The sequence below is a fragment of the Listeria immobilis genome (genome assembly GCF_014322765.1).
GTDB classification, from domain to species: Bacteria; Bacillota; Bacilli; order Lactobacillales; family Listeriaceae; genus Listeria; species Listeria immobilis.
In genome coordinates, this window is the sequence record NZ_JAASTZ010000017.1 from 18,192 (window position 1) to 36,110 (window position 17,919).

The following is a 17,919-nucleotide window of genomic DNA, read 5'->3' on the forward strand; positions in this document are numbered from 1 at the left end:
ATAAACTTAAATTTCTGTGCGAAAATAGGGTAATGAAGAAAAACGTTTACTCATAAAAGGAGGACACGATGAAAAAAACTTCCATAAAAGATATCGCAAAATTAAGCGGTGTATCGGTAGCAACCGTATCGAGGGTAATCAACAACAACGGGCGATTTTCAGAAGAAACACGAAAGAAAGTCTTAAAAGTTATAAAAGAAACTAATTATCAAATGAATTTTAGCGCTAAAAGTTTGCGGATGAATAAATCTTTTTCTGTTGGCATTTTAGTTCCTGATATTAGCAATTATTTTTTCTCAAGTGTTGTTCAACAAATTGAAGCAATTCTTTTTGAGGAAGGTTACTCTACTATTATTTGTAATACTGGGCGTAATTTTGATAAGGAAATGGCCTACTTAAACATGCTAGAAAGCAAAATGGTGGATGGACTAATTGTAATTTCTGGTGCAGATGAATTTGGATTTAAATATGCCAATGCGGAAAATGGAATTCCCTTTGTTTGTATTGACCGCCAACCTAAGGACAAAAACACTATTTTCATCTCTTCCAATCATTATCAAGGAGCTTTTGAAGCAACAGAGGCTTTAATTCAGGCTGGCGTAAAGAACCCAGCAATATTCATGCATAATAGACAGTCTTCTTCTGCCAAAGAGCGTTTGAAAGGTTTTCAAGATGCATTAAAGAAAAATAATATCGTTTATAACGAAGAACTTTCTAAATTCACGGTTGATTTACAAAAAGAGGATTATCAAGAAAACATGCATACTTTTATAAAAAATGCAGCTTGTGTTGATGGCATTTTTGCAATCAATGATAATATTGCTCTCGAGTTATTAGAATTTTTACCAACAATTGGTAAAAATATTCCAAGCGACATTAAAATCATTGGCTTTGATGACACACCACAATGTAAATACACCGTCCCTAAACTAAGTAGTGTGAAGCAAAATATACCAAAAATCGCTCAAATAACTGTTGATACTTTACTTTCCATTATTGCAAATCCTGATCAAAAAAGAAGTGTCACTGAAATAGTTCCAATTGACTTAACTTTGAGAGAATCGTTATAAAAACAGAAAAAAGTCATTAGCTACTATTTAATGTTATATGTATAAAGTTTATCTTTTTTAAGACAAATTCCTAAAGAAAAAGACTGTAAGCAAAATGCGTTCACATTTGCTTACAGTTTTTTAATTAAAGTTTTAAGTGTTTAAAAAAATGGCCTATACTTTTCACCCACAAAAAAAGACTATGTTAATCCACAGCCTTTCGCCACTTTAAAAATCCTTTCGTTCCAACCATAAACTTAGTAACACATCATTTTCTTCTTTTATATCTTCTTTTGTCATTTCTGGCTTAATATCTACTTTTTCTAGTATTTCAAAATCAATTGATGCTATCCCGAATTGTTTTGCTTCTTTTGCCATTTCAGGTGGTAGCATATTACCGGCACCGATTTTCACACCAAACGCTAGCTTATTCGCTATTCCTTTTAGATCCATTGTATTATCAATCAAATATTTGCCACTTTCTCGGCAAATAAAACGATAAACACCTGCATCAGGAGCTTTTTCTTTGTATGCGCGAATCAGTTCTTTTCGATTTTCTTTATTCATATTTGCCACCTCCTTAATAGCCGGCTTCTTGTAAAAGTTTGCTAAGTGTACGAAGCCGCTCACTAAGAAGCTCGTCATTATTTTTTAACACTTGTTCAAAAAGTGCAATATCTTCTTCAATATATTCATTATCTTCACAAACAGAAATTGTCATTGCGTCTCCTTGCAACCCAATTCGATCAAGAGTTGGATTTTCTTTATCATAAAAGCCAGGCAAACGATAGGCGTCTTTAAAATGTACTTTTGTTCTAGCAATTAAAATAGCTAAGTCTAACACGCGATATAATGGTAATTCTTCAGATTGTCTGGACCATTTATCACCAGTATGACGCCAAACTTTAGCAGAAATATCTACTTTTCCGCGATCATTCCACTGGGCGAGTCCAAGAGAAAGTCCTTTAGCATCTGAGTTATAAGCATTCTTGCCATCCACTTCTTCGTAATTTTCAACAACAATTACTGGTTTATGTTTTAAGGTAGTTGGAATCTTCATTAGATTTCTCCTTTTAAATTTTAGTAATTTACTAAATTAGTATATTACTAAAATTAAAATTTGTAAAGAAAAAACTTCCCTAACACTAGGAAAGTTGGTTGGTAATATGTAGTTTGTGCAAACCATCTGGTAAGTCTGCTTTAATTATCCGATTATTTGTTAAATCTATTTTAGTTGTATCCGTTTGATAAGTACCGCCTGTTGGGAGAACATAATCATCTAAATCATTCATTTCACCGTTTTTGATTGTTCCAGTAATATACCAAGGATGCCCAAGAAGTTCTTCTGCTTCTTTAAAACGACCACGCCTAATAAAGTCACGAATATTAGTTGAGCTTATTTTTGTTTGATTTGTTTCAATAACTGGGACGGATGTAACGCTTATATGATAAGGCTCGCAAAGTTCACGGAGCAATTCCACATCTGAAGCACGCCCTTTTCCAAAATTAAATTCCGAACCAACAATAATATGCGTCAAATTTAATTGAGTCAAATGCTCTGCTACAAATTGTTCTGGCGTTGTTTCTGCATATTTTGGTGTAAAAGCGGTTTCGATAAGATGATCTACGCCAAAATGGTTTAACCAGCGCTCTTTTTCCATTCGCGGGGTTAGCATTTCTCGGTATACTTCGATTTGTTTTAAAGCCCATAGTGGATGCGGGCTAAAACTAATAGCAGTTAAGATTTCATGCTCTTTTTTTATCGATAAGGCGGTATTTAAAATAGTTTGATGACCGATATGCACTCCATCAAATTTACCAATTGTTAAAACAGCTGGGCGACTATCTTTACTCGGTTCGAGCGTTACATGTGATACTTCCATTAGCTTACTTCCCCCATTCTTATTTAGTTTATAGCAAAACAAGGGGTGGGTGCAAATTTATTGATTTCCGCAAAAAAACCTCCTCCAAGCAGGAGAAGGTCTTATGCCATTTATTCTACAGTGACACTTTTTGCTAAGTTTCTTGGTTTATCCACATCACAATCACGGTGAAGTGCTGCATAATAAGCTAGCAATTGACACGGAATAACACTTGCCAATGGCGTTAGCAGTGGATGCACTTGTGGAATAACGAATCGATCTTCTGGTTGTGCCACGTTTTCCATTGCAAACACACAAGCTTTTGCTCCACGCGCTAAAACTTCATTGACATTTCCGCGTATATTCCAGTTAATAGATTCTTGTGTAATAAGTGCTAAAACTGGTGTACCGTCTTCGATCAGTGCAATAGTTCCATGTTTTAATTCTCCACTTGCAAAACCTTCTGCTTGAATATAAGAAATTTCTTTTAACTTTAGAGCAGCTTCCATTGCTACAAAGTAATCAATATTTCTACCTAAGAAGAAAGCATTACGAGAAGTTGCTAAATATTCACCGGCAATATGTTCAATAACTTCTTTACTAGAGACCATTGCTTCCATTGCAGTTGCAACAATGCCCAGTTCAGCAGCTAAATTAATCTTAAGTGCTTCCGCGTCTCCAAGTTCGCGCCCAAGAGAAACAGCAAGTACTGCTAAGACAGAAATCTGTGCTGTATATGCTTTTGTTGAAGCAACGGCAATTTCTGGTCCAGCATATAAATACATCGAATGATCTGCTTCACGATCAAGTGTGGAACCTGGTACGTTCGTCAGTGTTAATGTACGATAACCAAGTTCTTTTACTTTTACAAGACATTGACGACTATCTGCAGTTTCTCCACTTTGCGTAATAAAAATAAATAGTGGTTTTTTCGACATTAATGGTAAATTATAGCCAAATTCACTAGAAACATGAACTTCTACTGGGATTTTCGCCATTTTTTCGATTAAGTTTTTTCCAACTAAACCAGCATGATAACTTGTTCCACAAGCGACAATATGAATACGATCAGAGGATAAGATTTCCTCGATAATTGTTTGGTTGACGTTAATTTCACCGGCTTCATTCTGGTATGCTTGAATGATTTTTCGTGTTACAGCAGGTTGTTCGTCAATTTCTTTTAACATATAGTGCGGGTAAGTCCCTTTTTCAATGTCAGATGCGTCTAGTTCTGCTGTATAGCTTGCACGGATAATTTCTTCACCTTCTAGTGTTTCTAAAGTGAAGCCATCTTTTGTAACAATAACGATTTCTTTATCCATAATTTCAACAAATTCATCGGTTTCTTTAAGAACTGCCATTGCATCACTTGCGATGACGTTGAAGTTTTCACCTTTTCCGATTAATAAAGGGCTTTTGTTTTTTGCTGCGTATAGTGTTTCTGTATCGGTTTGGTCAATTAAACAAATTGCATAAGATCCATGAAGTAAAGATAATGCTTTTTTGAATGCTTCTTTTGTTGGAAGTTCTTTTGCAAATAATTCGATTAACTGCACAATTACTTCTGTATCTGTATCACTAATAAATGAATGCTCTTTTAAATATTCATCTTTTAATAGTGTATAGTTTTCGATAACTCCATTATGAACGATTGTAAAACGGCCAGATTCGCTTTGATGCGGGTGAGCGTTTTCGTGGTTTGGTTTTCCGTGAGTTGCCCAGCGTGTATGACCGATTCCAGTTGTTCCAAATGCGTCGCTTGGTACAAGGTTTGCAAGATCAGCAATCCGTCCTTTTTCTTTTACAACTGTTACTAAATCTTTGTTTTGTAAAGCAATACCAGCGGAGTCATAACCACGATATTCTAATTTTTCAAGTCCTTCTAATAAAATACCTTTCGCATTGTTTGTTCCAATATATCCAACGATTCCACACATAATAAATTCCTCCAATAATTAACTTGAGGGCAGACTTATCCAATTTCAAGCCCTCTAATTTTTTGGTTTCCTTGGAGGTTTCTTGCACATGTTTCATTACTACTCTGTCCACTTGGTCACCCAAATGATTTGTAAGTAAGACTTAACGACTGCATGCACAGCCGGGAGACTCCCGCCGAAATTTCGATTAATCTCCTCCTCGTCAACTGATTCGTTACTTTTCAGGAATTTCACCTTCAAGCATTTTCGTCCCAATCAGTTCTGGCGCTTCTATTCAGTTGTACTATCCTCCTTCAATACTTTTCAAGGAAACAAATTCATTTTACAATAATATGTATACTAGGTCAAGCATTATATATAGCCGTTTTATTAAAATTGGTCTATACATTGACAAAAAATATCAAATGACTAATAATATAGTTATGATCTAAAAAGGAGCGAGCAGAATGGTTTTTTCTAAAAAATTGCTTTCAAGTATTATCGTTATTTTCTCACTTGGAATTGCTTATTTCCATTTTGATACTGCACGAGCGCTAGAGAATAATTCGAGCACAGCACTTTTACCAACAACAGGTGATGCATTTTCTATTTGGCCGATAGTTATTGGAGCATTCCTAGTACTACTTGCAATTGTATTATTTCTTAAGAAAAAAATGTAAAAAACAGTTTGAAAGCGCCAAATGCTTTCAAACTGTTTTTTTATGTGATACTACGTTATTTTTGCTTTATGATAATAACCTTATTTATTATAAAAATCTACGTAAAATAGTTTTTAAAGGTGGCATTTTTGCAAAACGGTGATCTTCTAGAACAGATTCAATTTCAAATTTAGTGTAACCGAGTGCTTCATCCATAATGATTTTCCCTGGTAAAGGTGCAGCTGAACTATCGACGGAAACATCTATAATTACTGGTTTTGTCGCAAGTTTCGCACTTTCAAAAGCTTCTGTTAAGTCCGCCATTTTTTCTACACGAAAGCCAATACCTCCGCAACTTTCAGCAAATTTAGCATAATTTATATCAGGCAAATCAATCGCATAATTTAGTTCGCCGGCGGATTGTTGTTCATATTTAATAAAAGAAAGCTCTTTATTATTTAAGACAACAATAATCATGGGCATTTTTTGTCCAACTGCGGTAACAAAATCTTGCATTACCATTGAAAAGCCACCATCTCCAACAATGGCTATAGCTTGACGGTTAGGGAAAGCTTTTTTGGCAGCAATTGCGCCTGGTAAACCGCATCCCATTGTGCCTAACCATGCTGAAACAATAAAGTCATTTTCAGGCGTTAAATGCAGATAACGAGTACTCCAAACAGTGGCAGTTCCCACATCTATCGAAAAAATCGCATCTTTATCAGCTATTTTTTGAATGTTTGCCATCACTACTTCAGGTGCAATTGGGTCGGTGGTTTTACTAGTATCTTCCTCCAACCATTTCCACCATTCTTGCATGTTTTCTTGGCATGCTTGTAGAAATTTGCGTTCGTTTACAGGTGCTATTTTAGCTGTTAAATTAGAAATAATTTCAGCGGCATCACCAACTAGCCCTACTGTAGCAGGATAGCGTTTGCTTATTACCGCTGGATTAATATCGATTTGAATACTGTCTGCCTTTTTTGGTAAATAATGACTGTATGGATAATCATTCCCAAACATTAACAGTAAGTCTGTTTCTTGCATCGCTTCATACGCGGGTTTAGTTCCGATTTTACCAAGGTTTCCTAAGGCATTAGGATGATCATCTGGAATAATAGTTTTCGCTGGCAGAGAGTTGATAATCGGGATTTTGGCTTTTTCTGCAAAGGCTAGAAGTGCATCTCCGGCATGTTTTGTTCCTAATCCAGCTAGAATAACCGGCTTTTCTGCTTGGTCAATTAATGTAACTGCCTTTTGTATATTTGCTTCGTCTAATTGAGGATTTTCTTGTTCAAATGAAACCGGCTTTGCTTCTAAGCTCGCTTTTATTGTTTGAGCTGGAATATCGTTTGGGATAGTGAGAACTGCAACACCTTTTTCTTTATACGCAGTGCGAATCGCTTCATCAACAACATCTGCAAGCGTTTCGGCATTATCAATTTGCTTATTATAAACTGCAACATCTTCAAAAATTGCTGGTAAATTTACTTCTTGGAAAAATCCAGTATTTAAAACATCCGTAGTTACTTGACCTGCTAAAACGAGCATCGGAACATGATCCATTTTTGCATCATACATGCCATTTAATAAATGTATCGCTCCTGGTCCACCAATTGATAATGCCATACCAATTTTTCCAGTTAATTTAGAATAGGCGGCAGCAGCTAGTGTTGCAACTTCTTCGTGGCGGACATGAATAAACTCTATTTCATCTTGCACCTCTCTTAAAGCATCGACCACTGTATCAATCGAATCTCCCGGCAAACCATAAACATGATCGATTCCCCAATTTTTTAGTGTTTGTACGAGTGTTTCACTTGCTTTTACCTTTTTCATTTTGTATTTCCTCCCTCATGTTATCGCTTTTGTCCAATAGTTTTCGTTTACCCTGTTTTGTGAAAAATATTCATAACCGAGCATTGACGAGAAATTCGGAAGTGCTTATAATGAATGTAAGGTGGTGATCAAAGAGATGCAAACAAAATTGCACTGCTCTGTACTTTCTAACAATGGCTTTTGGATTGCCTAGAAAGTAAGAGTAAAAAATAGACTCTTCAATCCCGAAGCTAGTTTAACCAACATTAAACTATTAAAGGAGAATTATAATGAAAGAGTTTATCCAACCATACCAATATAATTTTATAAAAAATCAATTAAACAATATTTCTCGTGCCTACCGTTCTGCAAATGATACTTCCACACTAAAAGCTTTAAAGTCTTTAACAGAGGAAAAAATTAACCAATTATTTCCAAAGGCTGAGCTTGATGCACATCAGGAATTATTTGCAAAGCTGCATATGATTACAACTACAAAAGAGGCAGAACCATTTCTTGAAGAATTAAAAGCTTTTGTTATTCCTTTTGCACCTCCAAGTGATGCAAAATTAAAAAAAGTTTTTGCAAAAACAAAGAAATTAAAAATCCCAGCTTGGTCAAAACTTGATTTACGCGATTACAGTTTTTACGGTTGGAATGATATTGCCCAACAACGAAAATATATTATTACTTATGAAGATGGGAACCTTGTCGGAGTATCTGGAACTATTTCTGCTGATATTCAAAAAGGGGTATGCTCCATTTGCCACTCTCATTCAAAAGTAGCGCTTTTTATGGCGAAAACAAAATCCTCTAGTGACGGAATTTACACCACAAATGGCAACTATATTTGTTATGATAGCGATGTTTGTAATGAGCAAATAAAAACTAGAGAAACATTAGATGAATTTATTGAGGTTGTTAAAAAACGAAAATAGAAAAAAGGCTCGTAATCAACTGATTACGAGCCTTTTTTAAATTTTCTTATAAACAAACATCCCGCCAATATAAGATACAATCAAGATGCCAAACATCCAGCCAAGCGCTAACCAAATATCATTTGAAAGTGGCGCTGATGCAAATAAGTCGCGCAATGATTGAATAATAGGCGTCATCGGTTGATTTTCAGCGAATATTCGGACAATCTTAGCCATTCCTTCTACTGGAACGAAAGCGGAACTAACAAATAGTAGCATCAAGATAATATATGAAAATGCACCCGCTCCTTCAATGCTACTTGCCATTAAACCAAACGGAACAGATAACCATGTAAGCATAAAGGCAAATAATACAAGCAACAATACAATTAAGCTCCATTCTCCAAAACTAGCATCCGTTCTAAAGCCAACCAACCATGCAACAATCAAAACTGCTACACACGAGATTAACATAAAAATAACAGATGCAACTACATGACCACCAATTACCGCAGATTTTGCGATTGGCATTGATTTAAAGCGTTCAAACATTCCAGCAGTTTTATCTATATTAATTCGAAGTGCTGTATACGCTGACCCTGTTGCAATGGTCATCAATAAAATTCCCGGAACTATATAATTGATATAATCTTGCTCAGATAAACCTTCAATTTTAATTGCCCCTCCAAAAATATAGACCATTCCAAGCATTAACATAATTGGCATTGCAACTACTGTAATCATTGTATCTAAGCTTCGGATATTATGTTTTATTATCCGACCAGCTAGTGCAAAAATATCACTAAAATATTCTTTTATCATCATTTTATCTCACCCTTTCGTTAACGCAATAAATACATCATCAAGCGTAGGACGAATAGTCTCAAAGTCAATTGGCTCAAGCTGATTCATCGATAGCCTTTTTAAAATATCTAAGGTTGTCTTTATTTCTTCCACTAGCTCTACTGACAAAAGCACATCACTTATTTCTTTTGGTTTAAAATCAGCTAATACTTCTTTAGCTTTTGCAATATCTTTTGGATCAAATGTGAGTTGTAGACTATTCTCGCCAGCTAAACGTTTCATTTCTTTCGGAGTTCCTGTCGCAATAATCTCTCCATCTTTTAAAAAGCCAATTGTATCTGCTAATTTATCTGCTTCTTCTAAATATTGCGTCGTTAAAAAAATTGTTTTTCCATTATTTTTAAGATTCTCAATTACTCCCCATAAATCAAAGCGGCTACTTGGATCAAGTCCTGTAGTTGGTTCATCTAAGAAAAGAATTTCTGCGTCGCCAACTAAACTCATTGCTAAATCAAGACGGCGCTTCATTCCACCTGAGTATGCTGAAACAGATTTATCTTTGCTATCAGATAAGCCAAATTGTTCCAGTAACGATAGCGCAACTTCTTTTGGCTGTTTCACATGGCGAAGTTTTCCAATTAATAGTAAATTTTCATATCCTGTTAAAACTTCATCTACACTCGCCTGTTGCGCATTATAGCTAAACAAGCGCTGTACTGCTTTTGTGTTCTTTTGGACTGATAAGTTTTTGATAGTTACTTCCCCGCCGTCGCTAGCAAGTAGCCCTGTTATGATCCTCAGTAGCGTACTCTTACCTGCTCCATTTGCACCAAGTAGAGCATAAATCTTTCCAGCTTCTACTTGAACCGTGACTTGCTTTAAAACGGCTTGCTTTTTGAAACTTTTTTTCACTTCTCGAATATCAATAATTGCCATAACCTTACACCTTCTTCCTATTTCATTGATTTACGGAGTTTTTTACGTTCTTTATCTAGCCAAGTTTCTTCTGGAAATTCCAATAGTAAATTATCAGCGAATTCGGCTAAATCATCACCCACGACCTCTTTTAATTCTAGTTTATCAGCAGCTGCATTTTCGAACATTTCTAATACATTTTTTAAAATATAGAACATTCCTGCTCCTTTAGCAAAGCTCCATAAATAAGTTTCAATTGCTTTCATTGCCTGACGATAATCTTCTGGTAAATCATCAATCCTTTTTTTATACAATTTATAATCTCGTTTTTCTGCACGATATTTTTTATACCAGTTAAACATTATGCTTCTCCTCCTTTAACTTTCATCATTTTCGCTTGAATAAATTCCCAACGTTTCCAAAAAATCGCTAATTCTTCTTTTCCAGTTTCACTTAATGTATAAAATTTTCTTGCTGGTCCTAGTTCTGATTTTTTCTTTTCTACTTCTACCAATCCTTTTTTTTCAATACGTAGGAGAATTGTATATACAGTTCCCTCTACTATCTCATCAAAACCTAAATCATTAAAATACTTGGTGATTTCGTATCCATATGTTTCGCCTCTGGAAATACGTTCTAATATCATTCCTTCTAGACTCCCTTTAAGTAGCTCTGTTAGTCCTTTCATTCGAATTCGCTCCTCTACTTTGTATTACTAGGTACAACTACATAGTAATACAAAGTAGAATAGATGTCAACCCATTTGCAAAAAAATAACTGGCATGTTTAAGCATCACACTCTCTCAAACACGCCAGTAATTATTTTAGTCATGCGCACCTGCCCAGGTGAAACGCATAATGATATGTCTAATAAACCAATATAGCGGACCGCAAGAAACTAGTAATGGTACATAAATCAACATCATTTGCCAATCAAATATGGAAACTAAAGAAAAAATATTTCCAGCAAATAAGAATAAACAAATAAATGCCGCCATCATCGTTCCTACAAGTAATTTTGTTTTTGGTCCAAATGGATGTCCTACATTAATCAGGGCTACAAAACATGTTGCTCCTGTTAGCATAACATTCATTGTAGAAGTTTGGGCAAATGTTAAACCTAACATATTCCCAAATATTAATATCAATATAATATAAGCAATAACACAAGTTGCAGCTGGTACGGAGGTTTGTAAAACTTTATGCAAAAACTGCCCCTTAATCTGCTCATAATTTGGTTTTAATGCTAAAAAGAATGATGGAATTCCTACAGTTAAAGATGAAATTGGGCTAAGTTGAATTGGTTGGAATGGATAGGCTCCAGGTATAAAAATGAAAGCCAGTGCTAATACAGTAGAATACATTGTTTTAATTAAATAAAGTGCAGCTACACGCTCAATATTATTAACAACTCGGCGTCCTTCACGAAGCACATCAATCATTGAATCAAAATTATTCGATAATAAAACAAAGTCGGAAACGCTTCGTGCTGCATCGCTACCTTCAGCCATTGCAATACTACAATCCGCTTCTTTTAAAGCGAGAACATCATTAACCCCATCGCCAGTCATTGCAACGGTATGTCCCTGCTTTTGATATGCTTGGATTAATGCTCTTTTTTGATGTGGAGTCACACGTCCAAACACTGTGTATTTTTCAACCAAAGATACCATATCTACTGCTTCACCAACAGTGTTCATATCAATGTATTTATCTCCATTTGCAATTCCAGCACGAACAGCAACATTAGAAACTGTAACAGGATTATCACCTGAAATAACTTTAATTGATACGCCTTCATTGGCAAAAAACGCGAATGTACTTGGAGCTTCCGCACGGATATTATCAGCAATTAAAATATACGCAAGCAGTTCTCTTTTTTCAGGTAGTACCGCCTTTTCAAGTTGTATTGGCGAATGCGCAACTGCTAAAACTCGAAACCCCTGATTTGCATAGTCATCTAACTCTTGTTTATCTTCTTTGGATAGATCTGCAAAAATAAATTCCGGCGCTCCTATTAAAAACGTACCTTTGTCGATAAAACTGCACCCACTCCATTTTCTAGCAGAAGAAAAAGGAAAGCGTGTGGTAACTTTCCATTCTGGATTTTCCAAAAAGTGTTTCTTTAACGCGATACTAGTTGCATTATTATCTGCTAATGAGCCTACGATTGCACCAATGCTCGCACTTATTTGAGTTGCAGTAACATGTGGGTTTTTTAGGACAATATCCGTTACATCTAATTTCCCATCTGTAATCGTTCCGGTTTTATCCAAACAGAGTACGTCCACACGAGCTAACGTTTCGATACATGGCATGGATTTTACAAGTACTTTTTGTTTTGCTAAATTAATCACACCAACTGCGAGCGCAATACTTGTTAGTAATACTAAGCCTTCAGGTATCATCCCAATCATTGCAGCTGATGTTCCAAGTACGGATTCTTTAAGCGGCAGACCTTGTAAATATTTCGAAAAAAATAAAGCTAAACCTAGTGGGATGATAATAAAGGTTAACACTTTGATTATTTTCTTAATGGAACGAATGAGTTCGCTATCCGGCCGTTTTTCTTGTTTTACTTCCATAGAAAGCTTGGAAACAAAACTTTGTTCGCCAACAGCTGAAACTTCGACATAAGCCTGTCCACTAACAATGTAGCTCCCAGACATTACCTTGTCTTTCGCTTGTTTTAAAACAGGTTCTGATTCTCCTGTTAATTGAGATTCATCTACTTCTATACCATCTGTTTGAAAGATAACACCATCCGCGCAAATTTGATCTTCACGATTTAACACGATGATATCACCTAACACAATTTCGCCCTGCTCTAGTTCACATAATTCACCATTACGCATAACTTTTACTTTCGCCTGAGTTAAAATGGTAAGTTTATCGATATTTCGTTTTGCTCGAATTTCTTGAAAAATCCCCATCGCAGTATTACAAAGCGCCACTCCAAGAAATAGCAAATTTTTATAACTTCCTACAAAAATAATAAAACTTGCAATGACGATATTAATAATGTTAAAAAGGGTAAATGTATTGTCGCGGATAATTCCAGGTATACTACGTGTCAATGGTTTAAGCGCGTGATTAACCTGACCATTTCTTACCCGTTCTGAAACTTCTTCATTAGATAAGCCTGTTGGGGCGTTCGTGTTTGTCTCCATCTTAACAAATCCTTTTCGATTTAGAGTCTTTCCTTTTTTAGCTAATAAAATTCATTCATCTAATGCTTTGCTTTTCCCAAAACAAAAAGAAATATTCCCTTTTAACATCTATTTTTTCTTTATCTAATATAAAATAATTATCCTATTTTTTCTTAATGTAAGTATAACACTTTTAACCCGCTTTATTATGAGCATTTAGTGAGTATTTGGACAAAAATTAGAAAGAATATTGGTTCGTTGTCAACTTCTTGAGAGGATCTCCAATTTTATAATAAAAAACAGCTAGCTGATATATCAATGGAAAATCACTTAGTATTCGATTACTATTTTTTAAAACTCAGAAAATACCCTTTCACTCTGCTACTTTTGACTCACTTTGGCTACCTTTACACAACTAGCATATATTGTTATGATAAAAACAAACAGAAAATCAATAACACTGAAAAAAACAAGTTGCTGATTCAGAAATTTCATCTAATGTCGAAATTTTAAAAAACGGCATCAAAATTAGGCACGGATGAACATATTTCCAGCCAACAACTTGTTACCGCAATTAATCAATTAAGGATTTTTAAAGAAAATTATAAATCAATATAATTCAGAGAGGATGGTACGATGTATATCGAAATTTATACCGCAAACGGAGAATCAATTCGACTTGATGACGACGCAAAAATCAACAACATCAGCATCCACGAATTATCTAAAACAGACTTAAAAAACCTTTTTAACGAAAAATGTATTGAGCTAACCAAATATGACTTAACTTATTTTATTAACACCAGCCAAGTAAATTGGTTTCTTGTAAGTGAAGGAATCCATTAAAAGCGATTCTAAAAAAATAAAACGAGCCAGGATCTAACTCCTAGCTCGTTTTATTTTTAAATATCAAATTTACTGTAGCCATCTCCATATTGGTTTGGCCCATCACTTCCAAAACACATAAAGATTAAAATAATAATTCCTCCAAAAAAAGGAATTAAGCCAAGAAAAGCCAAAAATCCACTTTTCCCAGAATCATGCAATCGTCTTACAATAAGGCTAATTGTCGGAATTACAATCGCAAGCGAATACAACCAAAGCACAATTAAAATAAAGAGTGCACCGCCGCCTCCAACCATTCCCATGCCAGCCATGTAACCTTCCATCATTGCTGATAAACCGAAAATAATTGCAACAACATAAAGCGCCCCAACAACAATTATGTTCCAAATCACTACATACCAATATGCCGAAGCTGGTGCACGACCACTAAAATTGACATAATTCTTCCAAAATGACTTATAAGCTTCTAAAAATCCCATGTTTCCTCCTATGTACCTATATTTTATCGTTCTCCTAAGAATATACATAGCCACAGCATTATACAAGGATATAGCAAAAAGTTTCATAAAATAGACACATTTCTATTTTATTCACTAACTAGCGCTATATTCACTTAACATTTAACATGTGGCACACAAGAACTCCCTCTTTTTAGAAATATTTAACAAAAAAATACCTCTAGCAGCTGCAAAACAACCACTAAAAGTATAAAAGGGAGTTTAAGGTAAGTAAAGACAATCCATACAAAAAAGGGAGAAAAAGTAATGGTATTGTCATTGCTTATGTCTATATAATACCCGTCTTTACCAGCTCCAACCCTTTTTTTCTATTAAAATTAGATGACGATTTTAACTAAAATGAGACAGAATTTACTTCGCTACAATCTAATTAACTTCTTAATCCTCTTCCCTTATTAATTAAATACCAGCAAATCGAATATAGAATCACAATAAATAAAACGAGGATTAACATGGAAACCATTATTGGCACGTCAGTTACACCAAGAAAACCATAGCGGAATCCTGAAATCATATATACAATCGGATTTACTTTGGAAATAGCTTGCCAAATTGGCGGAAGCATAGAAATAGCATAAAACACTCCACCAAGATATGTTAATGGCTGTAAAACAAATGTTGGAACAATGGAAACATCATCATAAGATTTAGCAAAAATCCCATTAAGAAGACCTGCCAGCGAAAATACAATTGCTGTCATTAAAAAGGTAATTATTCCGATTGACCAAGAAAATACATGAAGTGGTACAAAAAATAATGAAATAATAGTAACAAGTGCACCTACTAAAATACTTCTACCAATTCCACCAATCAAAAATCCCCATATAATAATATGAGTTGGTACTGGCGCCACTAAAATTTCCTCAATATTTTTTTGGAATTTTTGTGAGAAGAACGAAGATGACACATTGGCATAGGAACTAGTAATTACCGACATCATAATCAGTCCTGGAACGATGTATTCCATATAAGAAAATCCGCCCATATCGCCAATTCGACTCCCAATCATTTTCCCAAAAATAATAAAGTAAAGTGATGTTGTAATGACTGGTGGAACGAGTGTCTGAACCCAAATCCGCATATAACGATTAGTTTCTTTTGCTGCTAAACTTTTTAAAGCTGTAAAATATAGATTAAACATGTTTTTCCCCCACTTGATGTTTTTCATCCGTAATTTTCAAAAATAATTCTTCCAAACGATTCGATTTATTACGCATTGAAAGAACTTTTATTCCTTTTTCACTTAATTGTTCAAAGATATGATTCACACCTTGGTTACGTTCCACTTCCACAGAAAGTGTCTGTTTATCCTCAAAAACATGTTGATAACCCGTAATTTCAAATGCTTGATCATATGGCTCCAAATCAAAAATAAAAGTTTCAAACTGCAATTTTGAAAGCAATGATTTCATACTCGTATTTTCAATAAGCTCTCCTGATTGAATAATTCCGATGTTTCGGCAAAGCATCTCTGCTTCTTCCAGGTAATGAGTAGTCAAAATGATTGTTGTTCCACTTTCATTTAGCTCCCTTAAAAAAGTCCACATATCTCGTCTAAGCTCAATATCGACTCCTGCAGTTGGTTCATCTAAAATAAGTAATCGCGGTTCATGCATCAAAGCACGTGCAATCATCAAACGTCTTTTCATTCCACCCGAAAGCATTCGTGCCCTTTCATGGCGTTTTTCCCATAAATTAGATTGTTTTAAATATTTTTCGCTTCGTTTAAAAGCTTCTTTACGAGAAACACCATAATAGCCTGCTTGGTTAACAACAATTTGCTGAACTGTTTCGAACGGATTAAAATTGAACTCTTGCGGAACAAGACCAATTTGCTGTTTTGCACGAACAATATCCGTATCCAAATCATAGCCAAACACAGTTACTTTTCCTGATGTTTTATTAACAAGTGAGGTGATAATACCAATTGTGGTTGATTTACCAGCACCATTAGGACCAAGAAGTGCATAAAAATCCCCTTCTTCTACCGTTAAATCCACACCGCGAAGAGCTTCAACTCCAGTAGAATATATTTTTCGTAAGTCTTTTATTTCAAGTGCATATGTCATGTATTTGCTGTCTCCTTATAAAATATGATTCCTTTATTTTATCACTAATTTGCCAATAATAAAAAATAACCGTCTTTATACCGAAACTAGTATAAAAAGACAATTATTTTTTATTTAAAATTAACTTAATAAATGCTTCTAACTCTTCTCGATACACCTAAAATTAACAAGAACCAACCTACAACAAACAAAATTCCTCCAATTGGTGTAATCGCGCCTAAAATTGATACTTTTGAAATGCTTAACACATATAAGCTTCCAGAGAAGAAAACAATCCCCGCCGAAAATAAAATAGCTGCCCAAGTATAAAGTCGGCTGTCTTGTTTTTCCATTAGCAATCCAACAATTAAAATACCTACTGCATGAAACATTTGATACTGTACACCAGTTTCCCACGTGCTCGCATAACTTCCAAGCATATCTTTTAATGCATGTGCTCCAAAAGCGCCAAGTAAAACTGCCAACCCAGCAAAAATAGCTCCAGTAATAATTGTTTTTTTCATAATGACCCCCTAAAAATCAAGCAAAGAATCTCCATTTGCTCCATCATCTAACTCCATTTTCTTTCCATCCATATTAACGATTTGCGTTGATTCAGCTTTTGGAATAGCACTTTTCTCTATTTCCATTCCTGTTTCATCTCCAGTTTTTGCAAGCTGAACAAGCACCATTAAACCATGCAAGTGCTTATCCTGACTGGCCTTTGTCGTTGCCGACTTTGCTTTTGCAAGCTCACTTTCCATCTGTTCAAAAATCTTTGCATCTGAAATAATCATTTTTCCGTTACCTCAATTGTTTTGATTACACGTGCAGGATTTCCGGCTAAAACGACATTATCAGGGAAGCTTTTTGTTACAACTGACCCAGAAGCAACTACAACATTATTACCAAGTTTTACTCCCGGATTAATAATCGCTCGGCCACCAAGCCATACATTGTCACCAATTTCTACAGACTTACCAAGCTCAAGCCCACTGTTTCGCTCTACTGGATCAAGTGGATGAGTTGCTGTATAAATATGAACCCCTGGCGCCATCATACAATTATCGCCAATATGTACTTCACAAACATCTAAAATAACACAATCAAAATTAGCATAAAAATTTTCGCCAACATAAATATTAGAACCATAATCCACTCGAAAATCAGGTTCTACATAAACATTTTCTTTTGTACCACCAAATAGACGCTTAAGTACGCTTTGACGGGATTCAGCATCCATCGTATCATTAATCTCCCGACAGAACTTACGAGCACGACTTCTTCCATGTACTAGCTCTCTATCACTAGGATTATACATTTCTCCTGCAATCATCTTCTCTAGCTCTGTTTTCATTCTGACACATCCAATCCACGTTTTATTCTTATTCATTATAACTAAATGGCGGAAAGAAATA

20 protein-coding genes are annotated in these 17,919 nt (G+C 35.1%); 4 read left to right on the plus strand and 16 right to left on the minus strand.

What is annotated here, in order from left to right; translation table 11 throughout:
- Nucleotides 1–68 precede the first annotated feature (68 nt).
- Complete coding sequence (locus tag HCJ50_RS12435) at nucleotides 69–1,070, plus strand: LacI family DNA-binding transcriptional regulator (protein WP_185344948.1); 1,002 nt, start codon at nucleotides 69–71, stop codon at nucleotides 1,068–1,070.
- 207 nt (nucleotides 1,071–1,277) lie between these two features.
- Here HCJ50_RS12435 and HCJ50_RS12440 read toward each other — a convergent pair whose 3' ends face one another.
- The 4 genes from HCJ50_RS12440 to glmS form a co-directional block, all read right to left on the minus strand.
- Nucleotides 1,278–1,616, minus strand: coding sequence for a GIY-YIG nuclease family protein (locus HCJ50_RS12440; RefSeq protein WP_185344946.1), 339 nt, complete (start codon nucleotides 1,614–1,616; stop codon nucleotides 1,278–1,280).
- A 13-nt stretch (nucleotides 1,617–1,629) separates the two neighbouring features.
- Nucleotides 1,630–2,109, minus strand: coding sequence for a DUF6530 family protein (locus HCJ50_RS12445; protein WP_185344944.1), 480 nt, complete (start codon nucleotides 2,107–2,109; stop codon nucleotides 1,630–1,632).
- Nucleotides 2,110–2,194: 85 nt separating this feature from the next.
- The gene (locus tag HCJ50_RS12450) at nucleotides 2,195–2,932 is read right to left on the minus strand and encodes an FAD synthetase family protein (RefSeq protein ID WP_185344942.1); all 738 of its coding nucleotides are present in this window, start codon (nucleotides 2,930–2,932) and stop codon (nucleotides 2,195–2,197) included.
- A 110-nt stretch (nucleotides 2,933–3,042) separates the two neighbouring features.
- Nucleotides 3,043–4,848 carry a glutamine--fructose-6-phosphate transaminase (isomerizing) gene (glmS, locus tag HCJ50_RS12455; protein ID WP_185344940.1) on the minus strand — a complete coding sequence of 602 codons (1,806 nt, stop codon included), beginning with the start codon at nucleotides 4,846–4,848 and terminating at the stop codon, nucleotides 3,043–3,045.
- Nucleotides 4,849–5,294: 446 nt separating this feature from the next.
- On the opposite strand from glmS, the gene HCJ50_RS12460 reads away from it, so the two are divergent.
- On the plus strand, nucleotides 5,295–5,507 hold the full coding sequence (locus tag HCJ50_RS12460; protein WP_185344938.1) for an LPXTG cell wall anchor domain-containing protein: 213 nt from the start codon (nucleotides 5,295–5,297) through the stop codon (nucleotides 5,505–5,507).
- An 87-nt stretch (nucleotides 5,508–5,594) separates the two neighbouring features.
- Here HCJ50_RS12460 and HCJ50_RS12465 read toward each other — a convergent pair whose 3' ends face one another.
- Entirely contained in the window at nucleotides 5,595–7,325 is a 1,731-nt protein-coding gene (locus HCJ50_RS12465) for a pyruvate oxidase (RefSeq protein WP_185344936.1), read from the minus strand.
- Between the two features lie 269 nt (nucleotides 7,326–7,594).
- Here HCJ50_RS12465 and HCJ50_RS12470 point away from each other — a divergent pair, with 269 nt between their 5' ends.
- Nucleotides 7,595–8,242, plus strand: a complete 648-nt coding sequence (locus HCJ50_RS12470; protein ID WP_185344934.1) for a FusB/FusC family EF-G-binding protein — start codon at nucleotides 7,595–7,597, stop codon at nucleotides 8,240–8,242.
- Nucleotides 8,243–8,278: 36 nt separating this feature from the next.
- On the opposite strand, the gene HCJ50_RS12475 is transcribed toward HCJ50_RS12470, so the two are convergent.
- The 5 genes from HCJ50_RS12475 to HCJ50_RS12495 all read right to left on the minus strand — a co-directional run bounded on the left by HCJ50_RS12475 (nucleotide 8,279) and on the right by HCJ50_RS12495 (nucleotide 13,110).
- On the minus strand, nucleotides 8,279–9,046 hold the full coding sequence (locus tag HCJ50_RS12475) for an ABC transporter permease (protein ID WP_185344932.1): 768 nt from the start codon (nucleotides 9,044–9,046) through the stop codon (nucleotides 8,279–8,281).
- Nucleotides 9,047–9,052: 6 nt separating this feature from the next.
- Nucleotides 9,053–9,961 (minus strand): ABC transporter ATP-binding protein, encoded by a 909-nt coding sequence (locus HCJ50_RS12480; RefSeq protein WP_185344930.1) that lies wholly within the window; start codon nucleotides 9,959–9,961, stop codon nucleotides 9,053–9,055.
- A gap of 17 nt (nucleotides 9,962–9,978) precedes the next feature.
- Entirely contained in the window at nucleotides 9,979–10,302 is a 324-nt protein-coding gene (locus HCJ50_RS12485; RefSeq protein ID WP_185344928.1) for a DUF1048 domain-containing protein, read from the minus strand.
- Nucleotides 10,302–10,628, minus strand: coding sequence for a PadR family transcriptional regulator (locus HCJ50_RS12490; RefSeq protein ID WP_185344926.1), 327 nt, complete (start codon nucleotides 10,626–10,628; stop codon nucleotides 10,302–10,304). Before HCJ50_RS12490 ends, HCJ50_RS12485 begins: the two co-directional genes overlap by 1 nt.
- 136 nt (nucleotides 10,629–10,764) lie before the next feature.
- The gene (locus HCJ50_RS12495) at nucleotides 10,765–13,110 is read right to left on the minus strand and encodes a cation-translocating P-type ATPase (RefSeq protein WP_185344924.1); all 2,346 of its coding nucleotides are present in this window, start codon (nucleotides 13,108–13,110) and stop codon (nucleotides 10,765–10,767) included.
- 615 nt (nucleotides 13,111–13,725) lie between these two features.
- Here HCJ50_RS12495 and HCJ50_RS12500 point away from each other — a divergent pair.
- Complete coding sequence (locus HCJ50_RS12500; RefSeq protein WP_014092119.1) at nucleotides 13,726–13,935, plus strand: lmo0673 family protein; 210 nt, start codon at nucleotides 13,726–13,728, stop codon at nucleotides 13,933–13,935.
- A gap of 56 nt (nucleotides 13,936–13,991) precedes the next feature.
- Here the strand turns inward: HCJ50_RS12500 and HCJ50_RS12505 are convergent, their stop codons facing one another.
- From HCJ50_RS12505 to HCJ50_RS12530, 6 genes are all read right to left on the minus strand, one after another.
- Nucleotides 13,992–14,414, minus strand: a complete 423-nt coding sequence (locus HCJ50_RS12505; RefSeq protein ID WP_185344922.1) for a DUF805 domain-containing protein — start codon at nucleotides 14,412–14,414, stop codon at nucleotides 13,992–13,994.
- Nucleotides 14,415–14,823: 409 nt separating this feature from the next.
- Nucleotides 14,824–15,594 (minus strand): ABC transporter permease, encoded by a 771-nt coding sequence (locus tag HCJ50_RS12510; RefSeq protein ID WP_185344920.1) that lies wholly within the window; start codon nucleotides 15,592–15,594, stop codon nucleotides 14,824–14,826.
- Nucleotides 15,587–16,522: an ABC transporter ATP-binding protein gene (locus HCJ50_RS12515; protein WP_185344918.1), complete on the minus strand. Its 936-nt coding sequence runs from the start codon at nucleotides 16,520–16,522 to the stop codon at nucleotides 15,587–15,589. The genes HCJ50_RS12510 and HCJ50_RS12515 overlap by 8 nt, the downstream gene beginning before the upstream one ends.
- Nucleotides 16,523–16,647: 125 nt before the next feature.
- Nucleotides 16,648–17,025 (minus strand): DUF423 domain-containing protein, encoded by a 378-nt coding sequence (locus tag HCJ50_RS12520; protein ID WP_185344916.1) that lies wholly within the window; start codon nucleotides 17,023–17,025, stop codon nucleotides 16,648–16,650.
- A 9-nt stretch (nucleotides 17,026–17,034) separates the two neighbouring features.
- Nucleotides 17,035–17,298, minus strand: a complete 264-nt coding sequence (locus HCJ50_RS12525; protein WP_185344914.1) for a YwdI family protein — start codon at nucleotides 17,296–17,298, stop codon at nucleotides 17,035–17,037.
- Nucleotides 17,295–17,858, minus strand: a complete 564-nt coding sequence (locus HCJ50_RS12530; protein WP_185344912.1) for a maltose acetyltransferase domain-containing protein — start codon at nucleotides 17,856–17,858, stop codon at nucleotides 17,295–17,297. The genes HCJ50_RS12525 and HCJ50_RS12530 overlap by 4 nt, the downstream gene beginning before the upstream one ends.
- Between the last annotated feature and the right edge of the window lie 61 nt (nucleotides 17,859–17,919).